Source organism: Daejeonella rubra (genome assembly GCF_900103545.1).
GTDB classification, from domain to species: Bacteria; Bacteroidota; Bacteroidia; order Sphingobacteriales; family Sphingobacteriaceae; genus Daejeonella; species Daejeonella rubra.
Genome location: NZ_FNHH01000001.1, coordinates 154034 through 175483, shown reverse-complemented (window position 1 = coordinate 175483; position 21450 = coordinate 154034). Strand labels below are relative to the sequence as shown.

Here is a 21450-nt window from a genome sequence, read left to right as displayed (position 1 = left end):
TGAAAATCCGGAAAAGTAAAATCAGCTGAAAGTAAATCCTTCAATTAATTTCAAGTAAGCAGAATCAGTGATACTTATTCATAAAGGTTAAGATCAGATCATACATTTGATTATTCCGAAAGATCATCTGAGAGATCATGCCAACATGCTTTTTGTGTTTTACAATATTGATTTCTGTTGGTTTATTAGCTTTTAAGAGGTCCTTGTATAGGCGATCAGACTGAAGCTTAATAGCTGGATAAGTATGTTCTCCAACAAAGATCAGAAAGGGGTTTTGTACATTTTCAAGATAAAACATAGGGGAACCTATCTTCCATAATTCTTCATCCTTTGAAAAAGTATTTAAAAAACTCTCGGTCTGTTCATTCTTTTCAGCTGCATTCAGATATTCGAACATATCAAGTCCGAATCCATCATTCAGGATCACTGCGCGTATTGGATTTGAAATCCCTGCCCGTTTAAAAAATCTGGGATCATTATTGATCAATGCGGCCAGATGCCCTCCAGCTGAATGCCCCATTACAAAGATCCTATCGGGACTTCCGCCATAGGTCGCAATACTATCTTTTACCCACTTTAAAGCTTCCGAACAATCATAAGCCATTTGTTCGTACTGTGATTTGGGACTTAAACTATAATTGATGATCACCGAGATGACATTTTTACGGGCCATATTTTTTCCCAGCCACCAATAAGTATCTTTCTTTCCGCTATTCCAGGATCCACCATGAATAAAAACCAGAACATCTTTAGTGGTTTCTGTGTTTTTCGGATAATACACATCCAAAAAGTTTCTAACGTTCTGCGACTGCCCTCTGTAGGAGATATCACGTCTTATACCAATACCGGCAAATGCAGCTGAAATTTCAGAAAGCAAAAAAAGCATAAAAAACAGATATAGCTTCATTTAATAAGGGGATCCTTTTCTTTTGTAAAATGATTATAAACGAGACCATCTAACCAGGCGGGCAATACTTTATTAAGAAAGACCGTGAGTTTACCTTGTGCAGTCATGATCAGTGAGCGCTTACGCTGCTCAATTCCTCTGACTATGATCGTGGCAACTTCATCTGAGCTCATCATTTTAGCTTCATCCATACTTGTTTCACCCTGCGATGTACCATCTTTTGCAAGTGCAACATTTCGGATGTTTGATGCAGTAAATCCAGGAGATGCGATCATCACATGTAAACCGGTTTTTAAATTTTCAACACGCAATGATTCCAAAAAACCATTCAGGGCAAATTTTGAGGCCGAGTAACCGGTTCTTCCTGGAAGTCCGCGGTAACCCGCTATTGAGGAAACACCAACCACAGAACCCTTATGTTTAAGTAACTCAGGCAATGCATACTTGGTACAATAAACCGCTCCCCAAAAATTGACATCCATTAAATTACGCAAAACAAGCAGGTCAAGGTCATTAAACAATGCCCTCATAGAAATACCTGCATTATTCACGAGCACATCTATTCTTTTAAAAGTACTGTTAGCATGATTGATCAGATCAATACAGTCTGATTCTTTTGAAACATCACACTGAACAGCAATCGCTTTTATACCATAGCGTTGTTCAAGATCCTGAGCAATTTCGCAAAGTGTTACATACTGACGTGCACCCAGAACCAGATTAGCACCTTTTTTTGCAAATTGCTCTGCACAAGACTTTCCAATTCCGGAAGATGCGCCGGTTATTATCACTGTTTTATTTTTGAGATCCATTGTATAGGATTATAATTTAAATGAAAATATACACTATGGTTAATGGCCTGATCATCTGGCCAGGGAATTCTCATAAGGAATACGCGTGGCAATTGATCTGCCAAGAGTAATTTCATCTACATATTCCAATTCACCACCAAAGGCAATTCCCCGGGCAATGGTACTGATTTGAATTCCGGAATCTTTAAGCTTTTTGTACAGATAAAAGATGGTTGTATCCCCCTCCATAGTGGCGCTTATAGCAAGTATTACTTCTTTTATCCCACCCATACTTACCCGCTCTACGAGCCTATCAATAGTAAGATCCGATGGTCCAACACCATCCATAGGAGAAATTAAGCCTCCCAATACATGATAAACACCCTGATAAGTACCAGTATTTTCAATAGCCATCACATCACGAGTATCTTCTACCACACAAACAAGCGATTTATCGCGTTTTATTGAATTGCAGATCTGACATACCGGATGATCAGAAATATTAAAGCAAACTTCACAGAAACGAATATCTCTTTTTAAAACTGTGAGAGCATTACTGAATTTTTCAACCTCGGCATTCGGCTGATTAAGCAGATGCAAAACTAAGCGCAAAGCTGTTTTCTGACCAATTCCAGGTAAAGCAGAAAATTCATTGACAGCGTTTTCCAAAAGTTTAGAAGAAAAATTCATTCTACAAATTTAAATTTAAAACTTAATCTTTATACACCTTGTTGTGGTATAAATTGACAGAATAATCTTCTGTACAAATTGCACAAGAACAATAAATGATTTAAATAAATTAAGAACTTAATTGTTAATTTAGCCCCTTATCACCAAAAATAACTTTATGGCTCCAGGAATTTTACTTAGTTTCTTAATAGGATATTTTATGATACTATTAGGAATATCATATTTCACTTCAAAAAAATCATCAGATAACTCTACCTTTTTTACTGCAAACAAAAACTCCAAATGGTATCTGGTAGCTTTTGGTATGATCGGGACTGCATTATCCGGAGTTACTTTCATCTCAGTTCCCGGAGAAGTAGGAAATCCGGCAGGAAATGAATTCAAATATTTTCAGTTCGTCCTGGGAAATGCAATTGGCTTTATCCTGATTGCTACCGTATTACTGCCATTGTATTACCGGATGAACCTGACTTCTATCTATACCTATATTGAAGAGCGTCTTGGAACATATAGCTATAAAACTGCGGCAAGTATCTTTCTTTTAAGCAGAACGATTGGATCTTCATTCAGACTTTATTTAGTTGTGATCGTACTGCAGCGATTCATTTTTGACTCATATGGAATACCCTTCTGGGCCACAGTTTTGATTTCCCTTGGATTGATCTGGTCTTATACTTTTAAGGGTGGATTGAAAACGATCATCATTACAGATACCCTTCAAACTGTATTTCTTGTATCGTCAGTTATACTTACAATATTCTTTATTTGTGATAGCCTGGATCTTAATATTTTTCAGGCCTTTGAAACGATCAAGAACAGTGGTTATTCAAAAGTTTTCTTCTATGAAGATTTCATTACCAGTAAGTTCCATGTAAGTAAGCAATTACTGGGAGGAATTTTTGTTACAATCGCTATGACTGGTCTGGACCAGGATATGATGCAGAAAAATCTGAGTTGCAAGAACATTGGTGAGGCACAAAAAAACATGTTCACCTTCACCGCAGTATTTGTGATAATCAACATTTTCTTTTTAAGTGTTGGAGCCTTACTTTATGTTTACGCCAGCAAATATGGAATTTCAATTCCTTTAGACAGCATAACAGGTAAACCACGTACCGACTTTTTATTTCCGGAAATAGCATTTAATCATTTGTCGGCAATACCGGCAATAGTATTTATGTTAGGTTTGACAGCAGCGACTTTTGCAACCACAGATTCAGCATTAACTGCCTTAACGACTTCATTTTGTGTCGACTTTCTTGGCTTTTCGAAAAAAGCGGATTTAAATTCGGCTTCAGCAATAAGAAACAGACATATGGTTCATATTGGTTTTTCCTTGCTCATGTTCCTCGTTGTAATTCTATTCAATATTGTGAACAATGCGGCTGTTGTCAGTGCAATTTTCACCGTTGCATCTTATACCTATGGACCATTACTAGGACTCTATGGATTTGGTCTGTTTTTAAAGAGCAGAGGTGTAAAAGACAAACTGGTTCCATTTATATGTATATTATCTCCAGCTATTTGCTTCTTCCTGAATGCAAATTCAAAAATGTTAATGGGTGGTTATGTCTTCGATAATGAACTGATCGTTGTAAATGGTTTAATTACCTTCATAGGCTTATTGATCATCAGCAAACCAAAAACAAGTAACACTCAATTTTAATTCAATATATGAGCGCATGAGTATGGATGATAAGCTAAGAAATGCATTTGAGAATAAAAATTGGCAGGAAATAAAGGTTACAGACTCCTGGCAAATATTCAAGATCATGGCTGAATTTGTGGATGGTTTTGAAAAACTAGCTAAAATAGGTCCATGTGTTTCTATTTTCGGATCTGCCAGAACATCCCAGGAAAATAAGTATTATAAGATTGCAGAAGATTGTGCCCGCATTTTGACTGAACGAGGATACGGTGTCATTTCAGGAGGTGGTCCCGGTATTATGGAGGCGGCAAACAAAGGAGCATTTGAGGCAGGAGGTAAATCTGTAGGATTAAATATTGACCTTCCATTTGAACAGTTTCATAATAAATATATCGACCGCGACAAAATTCTGGAATTTGATTATTTTTTTGTCAGAAAAGTGATGTTCATGAAATATTCACAGGGTTTCATTGTATTGCCTGGAGGATTTGGAACAATGGATGAGATGTTTGAAGCATTAACATTGATACAAACCGGAAAGGTTGCACGATTCCCGATCGTACTTGTTGGGAAAGATTACTGGTCAGGATTGATGGACTGGGTAAAGAACACAATGCTCAATGTAGAAAATAATATCAAAGAAGATGACCTTAATCTATATCGTCTGGTTGATACCGCAGAGGAAGCTACAGAGCATATCTTCAGATTCTATGAAAAGTATGTTTTGAAACCGAATTTTTAAGAATAGGTGTTGTATAAATATTGGTTTACAGGAATAAACAAATATTATTCATAGAACTGATATCCCATCAACTATATAAATATTTCACCCTTCAGGTAGGTTACAGCCTTGCCTGACATTAAAACTCGGTCACCTTTACTCTCGCACCATAATTCACCACAACGGTCGGAAACCTGGTAAGCATGAAGTTTCTCTTTACCTAGGCGGGCAGCCCAATAAGGGATAAGGTTACAATGCGCCGATCCTGTAACCGGGTCTTCATTTATTCCAACAGCCGGTGCAAAAAATCGGGAAACAAAATCACTGTTAGTTCCGGGAGCAGTAACCACAAATCCTAGTGAGTCAAATTGCTTCAGTATGTTGAAATCGGGCTTGAGTGACCTTACATCTTCTTCAGTTTCATAAACAATAAAATAATCCCTGGAACGAAGTATTTCAACTGGTTTGGGACCATCAAGGGCTTCAACCAACCCTGCAGGTACATCACAGACCAAAGGAAGACGTGCAGGAAAATCTAGTGTATAAAGATCATTTTCCTTACTTACTGTCAGCGTTCCTGCCTTTAATGTATGAAAATGTATCTTATCAGAGGTATAATTTAATTGAGTAAACAAAATATGGGCAGTCGCTAAAGTGGCATGACCGCACAGATCTATTTCCGATTCTGGTGTAAACCATCGTAATTCGAAATCGTGGCCCTGATGAATAAAAAAGGCTGTTTCAGCAAGATTATTTTCAGCAGCAATCTTTTGCATTTCAGGTGCAGGCAACCATTCCTTCAAGGGGCAAATTGCAGCGGGGTTTCCACCAAATAATTTATCGGTAAAAGCATCAACCTGAAATATTGGGATAGTTAGCATGATCTTTAAATTATTAATAATAAGTAAGACGAATTACCCCTGCCAAAGATTTGGCCAGACGCACCACCTGACGGGTATACCCATATTCGTTATCATACCAGACATACAATACAACTGATTTCCCGTCTTTTGAGATAATTGTAGCGGGTCCGTCAATAATTGAAGCATGGCTATTCCCTATCACATCACTAGAAACCAACTCATTTGAAATAGAATACTCAATCTGTTCTACCAGATCACCAAAAAGAGAAGCATCTTTTAATACCTCTTCAATTTTTGCTTTGGTAATTTCTGTATTCAGAGTCAAATTCAGGATAGCAAGAGATACATCAGGTGTAGGAACCCGAACTGCATTACCTGTTAATTTGCCTTCCAAAGCAGGAAATACCTTTGACACAGCCTTGTCAGCACCTGTCTCGGTAATGACCATATTTAATGCTGCTGAACGGCCGCGACGGTATTTCTTATGGTAATTATCCAGCAAATTCTGATCATTAGTATAACTATGGACAGTTTCAATATGTCCCTTTTCTATACCAAAAATATCCTGAACAATTTTCAAAACCGGAACAATAGCATTTGTGGTACAAGAGGCAGCAGAAAAAATAGTTTCAGAAGAGTCAAACTCCTGGTGATTGATCCCAAAAACAATATTCGGAACGTCACCTTTTCCTGGGGCAGTTAGTAGCACTCTTTCGATACCCTTGGACAACAAATGCTTACTCAACTCTTCACGACTACGAAAGACACCGGTATTATCAATTAATAACGCATTATTGATTCCAAAAGCAGTATAATCAATATCAGAAGGATCACTTGCAGCGATCATATAAATAAGCTGACCATTGATGACCAATGCTCTGTTGTCAAAATCTTCTGTTATTGTACCCAGAAAAGGTCCATGAACGGAATCATTCCTTAGAAGGTCAGCACGTTTAGTCAGGTCTTCATCACTATTGGTGCGTGTTATAATAGCTCTCAGACGCAATTGCTCTCCCTTTCCAGCCTGCATTACCAATTCCCTTGCTGCAATTCGTCCAATGCGGCCAAAACCATAGAGAACAACATCTCTGGCTTGCATTTTAATCTTATCCTTACCGATGTGGTGAGCAAGTTTTTTAATAATGAAATTTTCTATATCCGAAAAATCACCATCGGCATCCAGCCATTCAGTAGCTAAACGGCCAATATCAATACGAGACGGGGCAAGGTTTGACTTTGCTATTGCCTGTGCAATTGCCAGGGTTTCATAGATAGAAATGTTTTTATTGATCAGCTGCCTTGCATATTGATGATGGGCAAGAACTTCACTGCTACCGATATCAAAAAGGGGTTTTCTGAAAAGGACAAGTTCAATGGAGCGATCAAACCAGAGTTTACCAACAACATTAATAAGCTCAATAGCTTTTTTCTCCTTATCAATCCAGCTGCTAAACTCGTTCTCGTATTTTTCTAACATATCTAAAAAATAAAATGTCTAAAAAATAAAAAGATCGGGCCATGACCCAATCTTTCTCATTCAAAATTATATTTCGGTTACCCCAGGTAAGATTTCAAGATCTTACTTCTTGATGTATGGCGTAAACGCTGCAATGCTTTGTCTTTGATCTGACGAACACGCTCACGGGTCAGGTTAAATTTCTCACCGATCTCTTCGAGAGAAAGCGGATGATTGGTACTTAGTCCGAAGAATAACACAATGATTTCACGTTCCCTTTCAGTTAGTGTAGACAATGAACGTTTAATCTCTTCAGATAATGATTCATTGATCAGGTTACTGTCTGTATTAGGATCACTGTTCTCAAGAACATCAAGCAATGTATTTTCTTCTCCCTGAACAAATGGTGCATCCATAGAAACATGGCGACCAGAGTTACTCAAGGTATCAGAAATCTTTTCAACTGTAGTCTCAAGGTTGTCTGCTAATTCTTCAGGAGATGGTTCACGTTCAAATTCCTGCTCCAGTCTTGAAAAAGCTTTACTTATTTTACTAAGTGAACCAACCTGGTTCAATGGTAAACGAACAATTCTGGATTGTTCTGCAATAGCCTGTAAAATTGACTGACGAATCCACCAAACAGCATATGAAATAAATTTAAAACCTTTAGTTTCATCAAAACGTTTAGCAGCTTTGATCAGACCCAGATTTCCTTCATTTATCAAATCACCTAAAGTAAGGCCTTGATTTTGATATTGTTTAGCCACTGAAACCACAAAACGTAAGTTGGTTTTTGTCAAACGCTCCAGAGCTGCCTGATCGCCCTCTCTAATTTTTTGTGCAAGAATTACTTCTTCTTCGGCTGTAATTAAATCTACCTTACCAATTTCATGCAAATACTTGTCTAATGACTGAGATTCACGATTGGTAATCGATTGGGTTATTTTGAGTTGTCTCATTTATGAATAAATACTCTATATAAAAGTCTGCAAATCTAAATAAAATCCACCATGTTAGCGATTTTTTTTATCAAAATTTAGCTGATTTTTAAGGATTTAGCACTAATTATTGCTATTTTTAATAGCACAAAAACCATTCCATATATCACATTTCAGGGATAATAAAGTGTAATTAAGTATATCTACATTTTAAAAGAAAATAGCTATGTCAGATTTCTGTCTCTGAACCAGACATCATCCGGTTTAGAATTGAACTTCTCCATTAACGTAATAAGGCTTCCCGGATTATCATGCGATAAAACTAATTCCCGGTTAATTGACTTGAGAAACTTTTTATCAACCATCATATCCATCTGCATCAATAATGGATCGTAAAAACCATCCACGTTTAATAATCCGATTGGATTATTATGAAGGCCAAGCTGCAACCATGTCAGTACCTCAAAAAACTCCTCCATGGTTCCAAATCCTCCGGGCATGGTTATTATACCATCAGAAATATCTGCCATCTTCTGCTTCCTCTGATGCATATTCTCGGTAATGATCAGCTCTGTTAGTCCCGTATGACCAACCTCTTTATCCATCAAAAACTGAGGAATTACTCCTATGGCTCTTCCGCCACGAGTCAAAACCGCATCAGCTATAAGACCCATTACTCCTACCCTGCCTCCGCCAAACACCAATGTGATATCTTTTTCCGCAAAAACATCTGCCAGTTCTTCTACTGCTTTAAGTAACACAGGATCTCCATTAAAGTTTGCACCACAGAAGACGGAAATTGATTTCATCGGATAGTATTTAGTAGTTAGTACAGAGTAATTAGTATTTAGTATAGAATATAAAATACCAGAACTTATAACCTAAAACTTAAAACGTATAACTTAAAACGTATAACCTATAGCTTATAACTTAAAACGTATAACTTAAAACCTATAACTTATAACTTCTACCTGCTATAATTAGGTGCTTCTTTAGTGATCGTAATATCATGAGGGTGGCTTTCACGCATTCCGGCAGCAGTTATTTTAACGAACCTTGCATTTTGAAGATCATCAATTGTTGCCGCGCCGCAATATCCCATACTGGCTCTTAATCCGCCAATAAGCTGGTACATCACTTCTGCCAGAGAACCTTTGAAGGGCACACGTCCAACAATACCTTCCGGTACAAGTTTTTTAATATCATCTTCCACATCCTGAAAATAACGATCTTTCGATCCTTGCTCCATAGCTTCTATAGAACCCATACCGCGGTATGATTTAAACTTCCTGCTCTCGTAAATAATGGTCTCGCCAGGTGATTCTTCTACTCCGGCAAATAATGATCCGGCCATGATCGTACTTGCACCTGCAGCAATTGCTTTTGCAATATCCCCGGTTTGCTTGATACCTCCATCAGCAATAACAGGTACTCCCCGACCCTTCAATGCTTTTGCACACTCATAAACAGCGTATAATTGCGGAACACCTACTCCTGCAATGATTCTGGTAGTACAAATAGAACCGGGACCGATCCCAACCTTAACAGCATCTGCACCCGCATCAGCCAGGGCAATTGCCGCTTCACCGGTTGCAATATTCCCAACTACCACCTGAAGATCAGGGTATTTGGCTTTTACATCTTTTAATTTTTGAATCACTCCGCGGGAATGTCCGTGAGCAGTGTCAATAGTAATTACATCGACTCCAGCTTTGACCAAAGCATCAACACGCTCGATGGTATCAGGAGTAACCCCAACTGCTGCACCTACCCTCAACCGTCCATGCTCATCTTTACAAGCATTCGGGAAATTTTTGAATTTCTGAATATCCTTGAATGTGATCAGTCCGGTTAAGTAACCGTCTTTATCTACCACCGGAAGTTTCTCGATTTTATAATCCTGAAGAATTTCTTCTGCCTGTTTCAAGGTTGTTCCTTCAGGTGCTGTGATCAGATTTTCACTTGTCATAACATCCTTTACAGGACGTTTCATATCTTTTTGAAATCGAAGATCACGATTAGTAATAATCCCTACGAGCTTCCGGTCTGCTGAAATAACCGGGATTCCACCGATCTTATAATCTTTCATGATCAGAAATGCATCTGAAACCAGGGCATTTACATCCAGAGTTACCGGATCCTGAATAATTCCGCTTTCTGAACGCTTTACTTTACGAACCTCATCTGCCTGCTGGGCTATGCTCATATTTTTATGAAGCATACCTATACCACCTGCCTGAGCAATTGCAATTGCGAGTCCTGATTCAGTAACGGTGTCCATAGCTGCCGAAACAATAGGAACATTCAATTTTATCTTGCGGGTAAAATAGGTGCTGGTATCAACATCACGCGGTAAAACTTCTGAATAAGCCGGGATTAATAGTACATCGTCATAGGTAAGACCTTCTGCGACGAATTTTTCTGGATCTAGGTGCATAGCAAATAATTGAGGGGTTATTACTTGCCGGGCAAATATAGAAATAAATATTGAAAATGCGAATTAGGGTTTGAATAAGAAAGCAGAATATCTGATTCGAATGTCATGAACCGGACCCTCGAATCAGATATCCCATACCTTATTTCTTCCCTACGATCACTTTTTCAAAAGAATTAAAATTTAAATATTTATTAGCAAGGGCCTGGACTTCTGCAGGGCCAATATTTCTTACGGTATTAATGTAATTCTTATAATAGTCGTAGTCCAGTCCTGAAAAATAAATATTTTTAAATTTATCTGCATGTGACAATGCATTTTCCAGACTTCCTAACATCGATCCAAGCATATAGTTCCTTACCAGGGCCAATTCGCCTTCAGTTACAGGCTGTTCTTTTAAAATTGTGATCTCTTTTTCAATTTCTGTTAGAGCAGCAGTACATACATCTGCACCAACCTCAGATGCTATAAAGAAGTATCCTGCATTTTTCAAAGAAACCAATGCCGAACCAATTCCATAGGTAAATCCCTTATCCTCGCGGATATTTGCCATTAATCTGGAACCAAAATATCCTCCCAATATTGTATTAACAACCTGTAGCCCTGGAAAATCAGCATGGGTACGGTTAATTGACACTTGTCCGATACGAATAGCAGATTGCAATGCATCTGCCTTTTCAAGATAGTGCTCTCCGCCTGAACCCATTTCAAAATGGAATTCATTCTCTTTTACATCGAATGAATTTTCCCAATCTTTTCCAAAATACTTGTCAATAAGCGTAATGGTATCTTCTTTGACCTTTCCTGAAACGATAACGGTACAATTCTTAGGCTGGTAGGCCGACTTAAAATAAGTCGTTAACTGATCCCTGCTCAAATTATCATAATCGGCTGCTGAAATATCATAGCCGTAAAGAGTATCTCCAAACAAAACATGACTGAATGTTTTACGGCTCAGGAAGTCATTTTTTTCCAGACTGACACTCAGCTTTTGCTTTTGATTGCGGATCAGGGTATCGAGTTCAACTTGTGGAAAGATCGAATCTGAAACAATAGCCTTTACAATGGGTAAAGTATTTGCCAAATGCTTATTCAAAGTGAACAAGGTTACTGTTGAATGGTCATTGGCATATTCAGTCTGAAGAAATGCTCCATAATAATCAATCTTATCAGCTATCTCGGTCGAACTAAGCTCTGAAGTCCCATCATTCAACATAGTATTCGTAGCGAATGTCTGCAATGGTTTTGCAGGATCGTAATCAATATTGGAGAAAATAAATTCTATGCGAACAAGATCCTGCTCACCTCCTTCAATACTGAATATTTTCAAGCCATTAGCAAGTACAAGAGGTTTAGCCCTGATCAGCTCTATATTCTCAACTTCACCGAATGCCGGTGCAAGTGCTCTGTCTATCATATTAATTAGCTAAATAGTATAAAGTAGATGAATTTTCCTTACGGAATATATGTTTCGCCTGAGAACGGATCTCTTCAGAACTTACGTCCAGGTACTTTTGAGTTTCCGAATTAAGTTCGTTAGCATCTCCAAGCAACTCGAAATAAGCGAGGTTCATCGCCTTATCAAGCAGGCTCATTTCAGAAAAGACCATGGTCGATTCCATTTTATTTTTAACCTTGGTCAGTTCGGCATCAGGCACTAATTCTGTGCTAATTCTATCCAACTCTTCCCATATCGCAGCCTCGGCAAGCTCCATGGAAACTCCCGGCAGTGGTTTTCCTTCAACAACAAATAATCCGGCATCCAGACTACCTGTGAGGTAAGCATTAATATCGCTAAATAACTTCTTGTCTTTCAATAAATTACGAAACAATCTTGATGAATTTCCTCTCGAAAGAATATCTGAAACCAGATCAGCCGCATAATATCCGGCTTCGGTACGTGCTGGCATATGAAACACCTTGTATATAGCATCTAAGGGCACATTCGCTTGAACTGTCTCTTTGCGTTCTTCTGCCTGATCGTCTTCTATGGGTAACAATCGGGGTAATTTCTCACCTGCAGGAATATTTCCGAACCATTTTTCCGATAGCCGTTTAACTTCATCAAGTTTCACGTCACCACCAACAACCATAATGGCATTTGAAGGATTATAGTGACGGGTAAAAAAGGCCTTCACATCATTAATATTTGCATTTTCTATATGATCAAGCGATTTGCCAATGGTTGCCCATTGATAAGGATGCTGTTTATAGGCCATCGGCCTTAATTTAAGCCAGACATCACCATAAGGTTGGTTAAGGTATCGTTGTTTAAACTCTTCGCATACCACATTCCGTTGAACTTCAAGACTTTTTTCAGAAAAAGCAAGGTTCAGCATCCTGTCGCTTTCCAGCCAGAAAGCAGTTTCAAGGTTAACTGAAGGGAGAGTAATGTAATAATTGGTAATATCATTGCTTGTGAAAGCATTGTTCTCACCTCCCACACGCTGCAAAGGCTCATCGTATGAAGGGATATTCACAGATCCTCCAAACATGAGATGCTCAAATAAATGGGCAAAACCGGTTTGATCCGGATGCTCATCGCGGGCACCAACATCATACAGAATATTTACAACTGCCATTGGAGTTGTTGGGTCTTCATGCACCAGAACTTTAAGACCGTTTGCAAGTGTAAAGCGTTCGAAAGAAACCATAGATCGGATCGGATTGAAAATTGAGAGGTAAAATTAGCGAAATTTACAGGGAAAAATGAATTAGGGAATGAGCGAATTAGCAACCCGATAGTTATCGGGTGAGGAAATTGGAATCCTGCTTTCCATCGGGCCTTGTCTCAACGAGCGAATTGATCTTTAATCCTGCGTCAATCCCGTCGATCGAAAATTATTTTATATGTTATGATGATTTTTCCGCGAAGAGAGATCTGTTGCCAATGAAATGAGCTATTGAACACTTGACTTTCGTTAGCAACACTTTTTGTCTTGTTGAATTGGCGGACATTTTACACTTCCGTAACTGCAATAAACACAACAGTCGCCTTGCTGTGGTTTTAAAACGTTCTTGCATTTTTCACATTCATAAAAATATTGGCAAGAATCTGTCGGCATTATTTCTTCTTTTTTATGTCCGCAGTTGGGGCAAGTGATTGTCGATTCTAATATGGCTTCCATTTTGATTTTCCTTTAGGCCTGTCACTAAATACGACTGTCAGTACAGTTTAGCGCTCTACTAATTATTCAATAGTTAAGAATCTTCAGACTCGTTTACCAATAAAATTACCCGGAATAGACCCTATTACTCTAATTAATGATCTACTTACATGCAAAATAGGCAAAGATCCAGAACTCTATTGACAACAGACAACAGATTCAAGAACCAAGAATCAAGACTAAACCTCGGTTCATTGAAAACTTAATGTTATTACACTGCAGAATAAAGACTATTGCCAGGTCATTTTATAATTAGTACTATATCACAGACAACCCGATAGCTATCGGGTGACAACAGGTAACAAATTAAGCGCAAGCCTGCTGTTCTCCCAAAATATCATGGGCACTGTATTTTCCTTTGCGGATGATGCTGCAAAACTTATTAAACTCATTCTGAGCCTTTTGAAGGTCTGAAGCACTTTCTTCAAGATTATCCCATAATTGCTCATTTAAAAAGCCATCTTCATCGCTTGCCAGTTGATTTTGAGCTTTAATCCACAGGTTATAGGAATCAGCTGTTTTCTGCTTGAGATACAGATACTGCTCTTTGTAAGTCATTTTTCATTGGTTAGGTCAGTAAATATAATTATTCTTCTTGCCCAAGGGAAAAAAATTTATCAAGGTTTTAAAAGACTTATTAACAGATGAGTACAGAATTTAATCGCTTGTGGAAAAAATCTGCTAATGCTGCTCCGTCTTATTTTCAGGATTAAAATTCAGGTTCAAAAAAAAGGCTAAAAAAGAGCCTGAAAGCTGCCTTCAAATCACCCAAAGGCAAGCCCGGAATTCCTGTGAAACATGGCAAGGACAATGTTTAATTAATGGTTATATAGAAGCAGGTAAGAACTCTTCCCGGAGCAGGTAATAAGCGTTGAAGAAAGAAGCTGAATGCAGATAGCCGGAGCGGGCAATTTTTGCGTTTATAGTTCTCGCAGGAGGCAATAAGTTCCCTCTCTGTTAAGATCAGAATGATAGTAAACAAGGAATCATTTACCAATTGTCAAATTCCCTCACCCGATAACTATCGGGTTGCTAATTCTCTTATCTTTGCGCATGCAAACCTCCGATCTGCTTACCAGGGCACTTAATTTTGAATTTCTATCTGCCGAAGAAGGATTATTCCTGTTCAAACATGCCGCAACATCCGAACTGATGTACACCGCTAATGAGCTGCGCAAAAAACAAGTTCCTCACAATAAAGTAACCTGGATCATTGACCGGAATGTAAATACGACCAATGTGTGTATTGCTAATTGTAAATTCTGCAATTTCTTCAGAAGGCCAGGCCATGATGAAAGCTATATCACTGATATTGAAACTTATAAGATCAAGATCGAAGAAACCTTTCGTTTCGGGGGAGATCAGCTATTGTTACAGGGAGGACACCATCCGGACCTGGGTCTGCAATTCTATGTTGATCTTTTCAAACAACTTAAAGACCTATATCCAACCCTTAAATTACACTCTTTAGGTCCGCCGGAAATTGCCCACATCGCCAAACTGGAAGGAATCAGTCATACCGAGGTATTAAAGGCTTTAATGGCAGCAGGACTTGATTCATTACCTGGTGCAGGTGCAGAAATATTGAATGACCGGGTCAGGAGATTGATCTCAAAAGGCAAATGTGGCGGACAGGAATGGCTGGATGTAATGCGTGCTGCACATCAGCTAGGATTGACCACCTCAGCAACCATGATGTTCGGACATGTAGAAACACTGGAAGAACGTTTTGAGCATTTGGTTTGGCTGCGCGAAGTACAGGCAGAAAAACCGGCCGATTCCAAAGGATTTATCGCCTTTATTCCATGGCCTTTTCAAGATGACGGTACCCTGCTAAAGAAAATAAGGGGAATTACTAATCAGGTGACTGCCGATGAATATATCCGAATGATTGCATTAAGCCGTATCATGCTGCCTAATGTGAAAAATATTCAGGCATCCTGGTTAACGGTTGGAAAGCAGGTCGGACAGATCTGTCTGCATGCCGGAGCCAACGATTTTGGTTCGATCATGATCGAAGAGAATGTGGTATCAGCAGCGGGAGCTCCCCACCGGTTTACCTCACAGGGAATTCAGGATTCTATCAGAGAAGCAGGCTTCGAACCACAGCTAAGAACACAGCAATATGAGTTCAGAGATTTGCCTAAAATGACTGAACAGCAGGTGATTGAATACTAATACTCAAAAAAACATACCGTTTACTCATTTTTATTGATTTTTTGTTTTAATTACAGATACTTTAGTTAGTGTACGTAATCATGATAATATGTCAATAAATGCTATTATAGTTGATGATGAAGAATATTCACGTAAATCCTTGTATTTCCTCATAGATGGGTATTGCCCGGAAGTCAAAATTAAAGGTATAGCACAGTCTGTTGCAGAAGCTAGAAAAATGCTAAAATCAGGTGATATTGATTTGGTTTTCCTTGATATTGCAATGCCACATGAAGATGGATTTAATTTATTGCCAGACCTGCAGGAAGCAAACTCCTATGTAATTTTCACTACAGCCTTTGACCAATATGCATTAAAAGCGTTGAAAGCAAGTGCAGTTGATTATATATTAAAACCCATCGATATTGAAGAGTTGAAGTATGCAGTTGTGAAGGTAATTAATTTGAAAAGCCAGAATGGAAATGACAATTCGAATGCTGAAAGTAAAAAAGCACAACTCAACAGCCTTGAAGAAAACCTAAGCGATATCAAAAAGATCAATAAGATCAACCTTCCGAATTCAAATGGATTTCAGATACTGAATGTCAATCAAATCGTTTATGTTTTAGCGGACAGTAATTATTCTATCTTTCACCTTGAAAACAAGGAAAGTATCATTGTGTCAAGGCATCTTAAAGAATATGAAGAAATACTGGAGAATTCGGGTTTCAGCAGGATACATAAATCAACCATTATTAATTTAAAACACCTAAGTGATTATACCAATAAAAATGGCCTGACAGTAAAATTATCAGACAATTCAGAGCATGTGGTTTCCAGAAGAAGATCTTCTGAATTTTTGGAAACCGTAAGGAACTATTTTAGGCGTTAGGGCTTTTATTACACGATTTTTATGTTTTGAATACCGTTAACTAAATAAAACATACCACTTACTCAAGTTAAAGTGAATTCCTGACACAATGAAGTAATATTGATCTTAATATAACAAGAAGATTCTATCTTTTAAAGATGTAACCAATTACCTATAGGTAATTTTACATTAGTTATGAAAAGGCGGTTGAAACGTTTGGGGCGTTTCACCGCCTTTATTGCTTTAACAGAAAATTATATTTACATTTTCAAATCAGTTCAAAGGATTATTCAATTTCATCTGAATTATTCTTTGAATCTGATTCAAAACTCTCGGATTTGAAAAACAAAGTCTTCATTGCTGCATATTCTGTAACATTATTATTGGCTGCAAGTTTTATTGCATTCTATTCATTAAGACCTGAGAGATCATTAAACATGCCATGGGAAGACATTTTCAGAAAATCTTTAATAGAAACCAGTTTAGGCGACAGTATTAAAATTAACAAACTGAACAAATCTGCCTTTGATCTTCGCCTTTCAGACCCTACAAAAACCATTATTCTGGCCGATAGCAGCTTGAAATTAGCAATAAAAGCAAACTATATTTCAGGAATTGGCGAAGCATACAGAGTAAAAGGAATTGGACACTCTTATTTGAACGACAAAAACCAGGCAGTTAAAAATTATCTTGAAGCAGTCAAGTACTTCAAGATCAATAAAGACTTAAAGCAACAAGCAAGGGTTTATAATAATATAGGAAATCTATATAGATTTATTAACTATAATAAGGCTCTTGAATACTATAAAAAATCGCTCAAAATCACCAAAAATTTCGATGACGAGGAATTAAAAGCAGGTTTGTTTTTTAACATTGCATCAATATTGCGCCTGAATTCAAAATTCAGACAAGCTCTTTTTTACTACAATAGTAGCAATAAGATATTTATTGCAAGAAAAGACACTGTTAATATTATAATAAATCTTCTCAATACAGGAATTGTATATTATCAAATAAAAGAATATAAAGAAGCAGAATTTAGGATAAATAAAGCTATCGAAGGATCAGAAAAGAAAAAATTATTCACAACACTTATAGGCTGCTATACTACACTTTCTAAAATTAATTATGAGCTAAATGAATATAGTGAAGCGAAAATAAATATAAAAGAAGGATTGAAGTATTCAAAAATTGTTAAAAATAAGAACTTTGAACATGATTTAATTCATGCTGCATATCTACTTGAAAACAAACAAAAAAACTATAAAAAAGCTTTACAATATTTAATCCAGGTTCATAAGTATGACAGTCTGCTTCTCTCTAAAAATCAAACTGACAATATAGACAAGACTTCAAGTTATTATATCCAGCAACAGCAAATTCAGGAGAATGAGCTGATCATAGCACAGCAAAAGTATAGAGAAACATTGTACTGGTGGACCCTTACAATCATTTTTTCCTTAATCCTATTTACTGCTTTAATAGGAATTAGCACTTATGCTCTGCTACAAAAGAAAAGAAAAAGGAAGGATATCGAGATTGAAAACAGGGTCACAATGCTGGAGCAAAAAACTCTTCAGGCAATGGTAAACCCCCATTTCATCTTCAATGTATTAAATACTATTCAGTATTTTATTAGTCAGGATGATTCGCAAGAGGCAAATAAAATCCTTAGCATTTTCGCGAATTTGATGCGAAAACATCTTGAGATATGCCTTAAGAGCTCCATTACACTCATGGAAGAGATGGAATATTTATCTCTGTATCTATCTCTTGAAAAAATCAGGTTCTCAGAAAAAATGAAATACAACATCACAGTTTCAAATAATATTGATGGCGAGGAAATTATTTTACCACCGATGTTAATCCAGCCATTCATAGAAAATGCGATATGGCATGGCATTATGCCAAAAGAAACAGGAGGATTAATTGACATAGATTTTACTTGCCAGAATGATGAACTCCGGATCAGAATAACAGATAACGGAATCGGGATATCAAATTCAATAAAAAATAAAACATCCGGACATATTAGCCGTGGATTAGAATTAATTGAGGAAAGGGTTAGCTTGCTTAATAAACTAAATATCAAGAAGATCAGTATTAATAAGGTTCAGACCGGCGAATCAGGAACTGAAGTAATTATCACAATTCCTGTTTAACAAAAAAAGGGAGCACCTCTGCTCCCTTTTAACTAAACCTAAACTAAAAACAAAGAATTAATTCTGCCTTTTTTCAAATCTACTAAACTATAAAAGGATCAACGATAGCTAGGATCTGGGCCTTAGTTAATGGCTCATCGAATGCTTCGGTAGCTGCATTCACAGAGATTGCCTGTCCATTTATACCGGTAATTTTTATTCCGGCCTGGGTTTCGAGTTCTTCGCCTTCATACGATTTCTGTACTATCGCACCAATGCCTGTATCCATTCCGGTGATCCAGGGTTTCACATTCGCACCACGTGCCTTGCGCATTTGCCGGATATGTGCCGCGTGGCGGGCTTCTACAGAGTGAATATTCAGCGCAGCAGTAAGTACTCCCCCACTTCCAATTAATGCCGGGGCCTGCCCTTTATAGGCTCTTACGCCGGTATCTTCAAAGGTTTGAGCTACGGCTAGGAAAGTATCATAATTGGTAAAAACATTGGCAAATGGTCCTGAATTGGAGCCTTTTCCCGCCGAAAAATCAAAGGTCGGCTTGCTGACCGGCGTTTTACCTAATGACATTAATGCTGTTTTAAGAAAGGCCACATGCTGGTTTTCATGATCCCGGATCGTAGTAATTGCTCCAAGCGGAGCACCAGCAGGTATTAGTCCTGCAGCGGCTACCCCTCTGGTATAAAATTCGGCCTCCAGGTATTCCAGTGTCAAAGCAAACTGCAATACGGCTTCTACATCTGCACTTGCCGTTTGGGCATAGGCTTTTTTAAACATGGTACCGAGGGCAAGGGGTAAAGATGCAAGGGCAACTTTCTTTCCAAAGCCGTAAAACTCGGCCATGGCTTTTCTTCTCGGACTGATGCGCTCATATACTTCGGCATCAGTTTTTTCTATTTCTTCTAATATGTTCAGGATATTCATAGCTGTTTCGATTAAGATTTAGGTAGATCGTTTGCGTTGATTTTAGTTTTGATGAAAGGTGCGGCAATACCTAGCACTTCCAGCGGAAGACGGGATTTATCAAGCCCGTTATTATCAATCACTTCAGAATTGGCAAAGCTTCCATTGCTGATCAGATCGCGGATCAATGCTGCATGGCGGGCTTCTACAGAAACGATCTTACCGGCAAGGGTCAGGTAGGCTGCATCCTTGATTAAAACCCCTGCTCCATTGTAGGCAGAAACGCCCAGGTCTTCAAAAGCTTTGGCGGTTCCCAGAACACTTTCGCGGCTGCTGAAATTGATCATTGAAAAATCAACCTCCAGTCCGGGTATAGCATTGGAACCCAGTGCATTCTTAAAAAACTCACGATGAGCAATTTCATGATCCCTGATATCAGAAAGCAACAGTCTTTCTGCCTCGGTAATACCTGTATAGAACGATGAAGCTACCCTGGTATAAAATGCTGCTTCAAGCTGTTCAAGTGCATAAGCATAGTTCAATATACCCACATCACCACTTCCAAGGTTTACACCTGTAGAATCCATCATCATCGATTCATCTTTTTTACATCCTGCTGCCAGCAAGGCAATTCCAGCGGCTCCTGCCCCGGCAAATTGCAGGAATGAGCGACGATCAAGCCTTGCAGAGTGATCTTTTTGTGTTCTTAAGTTTTCCATATCTCTTTTATGTTTTACGTTGATTGCTTAGAACTACGACTTAAACCTATGGATGGATTTATAAATTTTTCTCAATTAATGAATCCCAATAATTATCAATATTTATTCAACATTGTTTTCGTTTAAAATGCATTGTCAGTATGTTTGTTTATGAGTTTTGAGAAGCCATTAAATTTAATTGAGGCACTGATATTCGCTTCAGATAAAAGCATTACTGAGGAGGAGATCTCACAGGTTTTGTCTGAACTTATGGAAGAAACAATCAAAATTGAAAGTATTCGTAAAAACATAGAGCAGATCCGTTTGAAATATCTGGAGATGGACCTTGCTATTGAGCTTGTTCATCTGAATGGAGGTTATCAGTTCCTGACCAAAAAAGAATACTATCCGGTGATCAATCAATTGCAAATACAACGATCCAGGAAAAAATTAAGTCAGGCGGCATTGGAAACCCTAGCTATCGTTGCCTATAAACAACCGATCACAAAACTTGAAATTGAGCAGATAAGAGGGGTCAATTGTGATTACACTGTTCAAAAGCTTTTGGAAAAGGAATTAATCAGTATTAGTGGCAAAGCGGATTCAGTTGGAAAACCACTCCTATACACTACCAGTGGTCTATTTATGGATTATTTTGGGATTAACTCAACAAATGATCTGCCACAGATCAATGAACTGATCGCTGAAAATAATACTATTGGAGAACAGACCGAATAAAAGATCTGTACCTGAAATAAAAAACAAAAAAGAAGAGCTGAAAATTTAAAATCTTATTAATTTTATATTCACATTATATCACAAAAAAAAAGTGTAATTTTCTACAGATGAAGTCGCCAAAAAAAATAACTAAAAGCGAAGGGCCAGGCAAAAAAGCTGGTACAGGCCCGGTGAAGGAGCAAAACCATTTGACCGATCCTAAGGAATCAAATCGTCCAATCCTTGATGATGAAGATGACTTTGACATCCAACTTGATGATGACATTCAGGATTTCGACAATTTTGATGATGACGAAGACGATTTTTGATGA

Annotated in this window: 21 protein-coding genes; 7 read left to right on the top strand and 14 right to left on the bottom strand. The window is 37.9% G+C overall.

The genetic code is table 11. The annotated features are described in order from the left end of the window. Positions 1-64 precede the first annotated feature (64 nt). Genes BLR27_RS00775 through recR form a run of 3 tightly spaced genes read right to left on the bottom strand, consistent with a single transcriptional unit; the run spans position 65 to position 2388 of the window. Positions 65-886, bottom strand: coding sequence for an alpha/beta hydrolase (locus BLR27_RS00775; RefSeq protein WP_245704380.1), 822 nt, complete (start codon positions 884-886; stop codon positions 65-67). Positions 887-903: 17 nt separating this feature from the next. Continuing rightward, positions 904-1719: an SDR family oxidoreductase gene (locus BLR27_RS00770; protein ID WP_090697782.1), complete on the bottom strand. Its 816-nt coding sequence runs from the start codon at positions 1717-1719 to the stop codon at positions 904-906. Between the two features lie 51 nt (positions 1720-1770). Continuing rightward, positions 1771-2388: a recombination mediator RecR gene (gene recR, locus BLR27_RS00765; protein WP_090697778.1), complete on the bottom strand. Its 618-nt coding sequence runs from the start codon at positions 2386-2388 to the stop codon at positions 1771-1773. Between the two features lie 157 nt (positions 2389-2545). Here recR and BLR27_RS00760 point away from each other — a divergent pair, with 157 nt between their 5' ends. Together BLR27_RS00760 and BLR27_RS00755 are read left to right on the top strand one after the other, a co-directional pair. Beyond that, on the top strand, positions 2546-4054 hold the full coding sequence (locus BLR27_RS00760) for a sodium:solute symporter (RefSeq protein WP_090697774.1): 1509 nt from the start codon (positions 2546-2548) through the stop codon (positions 4052-4054). A 16-nt stretch (positions 4055-4070) separates the two neighbouring features. Then, positions 4071-4778 (top strand): LOG family protein, encoded by a 708-nt coding sequence (locus tag BLR27_RS00755; RefSeq protein WP_090697770.1) that lies wholly within the window; start codon positions 4071-4073, stop codon positions 4776-4778. Positions 4779-4849: 71 nt separating this feature from the next. Here the strand turns inward: BLR27_RS00755 and BLR27_RS00750 are convergent, their stop codons facing one another. The 9 genes from BLR27_RS00750 to BLR27_RS00710 all read right to left on the bottom strand — a co-directional run bounded on the left by BLR27_RS00750 (position 4850) and on the right by BLR27_RS00710 (position 14173). Further along, positions 4850-5638 (bottom strand): PhzF family phenazine biosynthesis protein, encoded by a 789-nt coding sequence (locus BLR27_RS00750; protein WP_090697766.1) that lies wholly within the window; start codon positions 5636-5638, stop codon positions 4850-4852. 13 nt (positions 5639-5651) lie between these two features. Continuing rightward, on the bottom strand, positions 5652-7097 hold the full coding sequence (locus BLR27_RS00745) for a glyceraldehyde-3-phosphate dehydrogenase (protein ID WP_090697763.1): 1446 nt from the start codon (positions 7095-7097) through the stop codon (positions 5652-5654). A gap of 77 nt (positions 7098-7174) precedes the next feature. Beyond that, a complete protein-coding gene (locus tag BLR27_RS00740) occupies positions 7175-8035 on the bottom strand; it encodes a sigma-70 family RNA polymerase sigma factor (RefSeq protein ID WP_090697759.1) in 861 nt (286 codons plus the stop codon). A 203-nt stretch (positions 8036-8238) separates the two neighbouring features. Beyond that, the gene (locus BLR27_RS00735) at positions 8239-8823 is read right to left on the bottom strand and encodes an LOG family protein (protein WP_090697754.1); all 585 of its coding nucleotides are present in this window, start codon (positions 8821-8823) and stop codon (positions 8239-8241) included. A 158-nt stretch (positions 8824-8981) separates the two neighbouring features. Then, on the bottom strand, positions 8982-10451 hold the full coding sequence (guaB, locus tag BLR27_RS00730; RefSeq protein WP_090697750.1) for an IMP dehydrogenase: 1470 nt from the start codon (positions 10449-10451) through the stop codon (positions 8982-8984). Between the two features lie 139 nt (positions 10452-10590). Further along, entirely contained in the window at positions 10591-11865 is a 1275-nt protein-coding gene (locus BLR27_RS00725; protein WP_090697746.1) for a M16 family metallopeptidase, read from the bottom strand. 1 nt (position 11866) lies between these two features. Then, complete coding sequence (locus BLR27_RS00720) at positions 11867-13102, bottom strand: M16 family metallopeptidase (RefSeq protein ID WP_090697742.1); 1236 nt, start codon at positions 13100-13102, stop codon at positions 11867-11869. Positions 13103-13369: 267 nt separating this feature from the next. After that, positions 13370-13576 carry a GDCCVxC domain-containing (seleno)protein gene (locus tag BLR27_RS18855; protein ID WP_090697738.1) on the bottom strand — a complete coding sequence of 69 codons (207 nt, stop codon included), beginning with the start codon at positions 13574-13576 and terminating at the stop codon, positions 13370-13372. A gap of 345 nt (positions 13577-13921) precedes the next feature. Beyond that, on the bottom strand, positions 13922-14173 hold the full coding sequence (locus tag BLR27_RS00710) for a hypothetical protein (protein WP_090697734.1): 252 nt from the start codon (positions 14171-14173) through the stop codon (positions 13922-13924). Between the two features lie 495 nt (positions 14174-14668). On the opposite strand from BLR27_RS00710, the gene mqnC reads away from it, so the two are divergent. The 3 genes from mqnC to BLR27_RS00695 all read left to right on the top strand — a co-directional run bounded on the left by mqnC (position 14669) and on the right by BLR27_RS00695 (position 18805). Next, positions 14669-15793, top strand: a complete 1125-nt coding sequence (gene mqnC / locus BLR27_RS00705; protein ID WP_090697731.1) for a cyclic dehypoxanthinyl futalosine synthase — start codon at positions 14669-14671, stop codon at positions 15791-15793. A gap of 88 nt (positions 15794-15881) precedes the next feature. Further along, a complete protein-coding gene (locus BLR27_RS00700; RefSeq protein ID WP_090697727.1) occupies positions 15882-16664 on the top strand; it encodes a LytR/AlgR family response regulator transcription factor in 783 nt (260 codons plus the stop codon). Positions 16665-17221: 557 nt separating this feature from the next. Then, positions 17222-18805 carry a tetratricopeptide repeat-containing sensor histidine kinase gene (locus BLR27_RS00695; protein ID WP_176767567.1) on the top strand — a complete coding sequence of 528 codons (1584 nt, stop codon included), beginning with the start codon at positions 17222-17224 and terminating at the stop codon, positions 18803-18805. A gap of 82 nt (positions 18806-18887) precedes the next feature. Here the strand turns inward: BLR27_RS00695 and BLR27_RS00690 are convergent, their stop codons facing one another. Continuing rightward, on the bottom strand, positions 18888-19724 hold the full coding sequence (locus BLR27_RS00690; RefSeq protein WP_090697718.1) for a ferritin-like domain-containing protein: 837 nt from the start codon (positions 19722-19724) through the stop codon (positions 18888-18890). Between the two features lie 11 nt (positions 19725-19735). Further along, on the bottom strand, positions 19736-20422 hold the full coding sequence (locus BLR27_RS00685) for a ferritin-like domain-containing protein (protein WP_090697715.1): 687 nt from the start codon (positions 20420-20422) through the stop codon (positions 19736-19738). Between the two features lie 150 nt (positions 20423-20572). On the opposite strand from BLR27_RS00685, the gene scpB reads away from it, so the two are divergent. Both scpB and BLR27_RS00675 read left to right on the top strand, forming a co-directional pair. Further along, entirely contained in the window at positions 20573-21139 is a 567-nt protein-coding gene (gene scpB / locus BLR27_RS00680) for an SMC-Scp complex subunit ScpB (protein ID WP_090697710.1), read from the top strand. A gap of 107 nt (positions 21140-21246) precedes the next feature. Then, on the top strand, positions 21247-21447 hold the full coding sequence (locus BLR27_RS00675) for a hypothetical protein (protein WP_090697706.1): 201 nt from the start codon (positions 21247-21249) through the stop codon (positions 21445-21447). Positions 21448-21450 lie beyond the last annotated feature (3 nt).

What these genes read in the sequence shown, in the direction of transcription:
- BLR27_RS00775 (WP_245704380.1), bottom strand. Translation starts at nt 886, where the DNA reads ATGCTTTTTTTGCTTTCTGAAATTTCAGCTGCATTTGCCGGTATTGGT.
- BLR27_RS00770 (WP_090697782.1), bottom strand. Translation starts at nt 1,719, where the DNA reads ATGGATCTCAAAAATAAAACAGTGATAATAACCGGCGCATCTTCCGGA.
- recR (WP_090697778.1), bottom strand. Translation starts at nt 2,388, where the DNA reads ATGAATTTTTCTTCTAAACTTTTGGAAAACGCTGTCAATGAATTTTCT.
- BLR27_RS00760 (WP_090697774.1), top strand. Translation starts at nt 2,546, where the DNA reads ATGGCTCCAGGAATTTTACTTAGTTTCTTAATAGGATATTTTATGATA.
- BLR27_RS00755 (WP_090697770.1), top strand. Translation starts at nt 4,071, where the DNA reads ATGAGTATGGATGATAAGCTAAGAAATGCATTTGAGAATAAAAATTGG.
- BLR27_RS00750 (WP_090697766.1), bottom strand. Translation starts at nt 5,638, where the DNA reads ATGCTAACTATCCCAATATTTCAGGTTGATGCTTTTACCGATAAATTA.
- BLR27_RS00745 (WP_090697763.1), bottom strand. Translation starts at nt 7,097, where the DNA reads ATGTTAGAAAAATACGAGAACGAGTTTAGCAGCTGGATTGATAAGGAG.
- BLR27_RS00740 (WP_090697759.1), bottom strand. Translation starts at nt 8,035, where the DNA reads ATGAGACAACTCAAAATAACCCAATCGATTACCAATCGTGAATCTCAG.
- BLR27_RS00735 (WP_090697754.1), bottom strand. Translation starts at nt 8,823, where the DNA reads ATGAAATCAATTTCCGTCTTCTGTGGTGCAAACTTTAATGGAGATCCT.
- guaB (WP_090697750.1), bottom strand. Translation starts at nt 10,451, where the DNA reads ATGCACCTAGATCCAGAAAAATTCGTCGCAGAAGGTCTTACCTATGAC.
- BLR27_RS00725 (WP_090697746.1), bottom strand. Translation starts at nt 11,865, where the DNA reads ATGATAGACAGAGCACTTGCACCGGCATTCGGTGAAGTTGAGAATATA.
- BLR27_RS00720 (WP_090697742.1), bottom strand. Translation starts at nt 13,102, where the DNA reads ATGGTTTCTTTCGAACGCTTTACACTTGCAAACGGTCTTAAAGTTCTG.
- BLR27_RS18855 (WP_090697738.1), bottom strand. Translation starts at nt 13,576, where the DNA reads ATGGAAGCCATATTAGAATCGACAATCACTTGCCCCAACTGCGGACAT.
- BLR27_RS00710 (WP_090697734.1), bottom strand. Translation starts at nt 14,173, where the DNA reads ATGACTTACAAAGAGCAGTATCTGTATCTCAAGCAGAAAACAGCTGAT.
- mqnC (WP_090697731.1), top strand. Translation starts at nt 14,669, where the DNA reads ATGCAAACCTCCGATCTGCTTACCAGGGCACTTAATTTTGAATTTCTA.
- BLR27_RS00700 (WP_090697727.1), top strand. Translation starts at nt 15,882, where the DNA reads ATGTCAATAAATGCTATTATAGTTGATGATGAAGAATATTCACGTAAA.
- BLR27_RS00690 (WP_090697718.1), bottom strand. Translation starts at nt 19,724, where the DNA reads ATGAATATCCTGAACATATTAGAAGAAATAGAAAAAACTGATGCCGAA.
- BLR27_RS00685 (WP_090697715.1), bottom strand. Translation starts at nt 20,422, where the DNA reads ATGGAAAACTTAAGAACACAAAAAGATCACTCTGCAAGGCTTGATCGT.
- scpB (WP_090697710.1), top strand. Translation starts at nt 20,573, where the DNA reads ATGAGTTTTGAGAAGCCATTAAATTTAATTGAGGCACTGATATTCGCT.
- BLR27_RS00675 (WP_090697706.1), top strand. Translation starts at nt 21,247, where the DNA reads ATGAAGTCGCCAAAAAAAATAACTAAAAGCGAAGGGCCAGGCAAAAAA.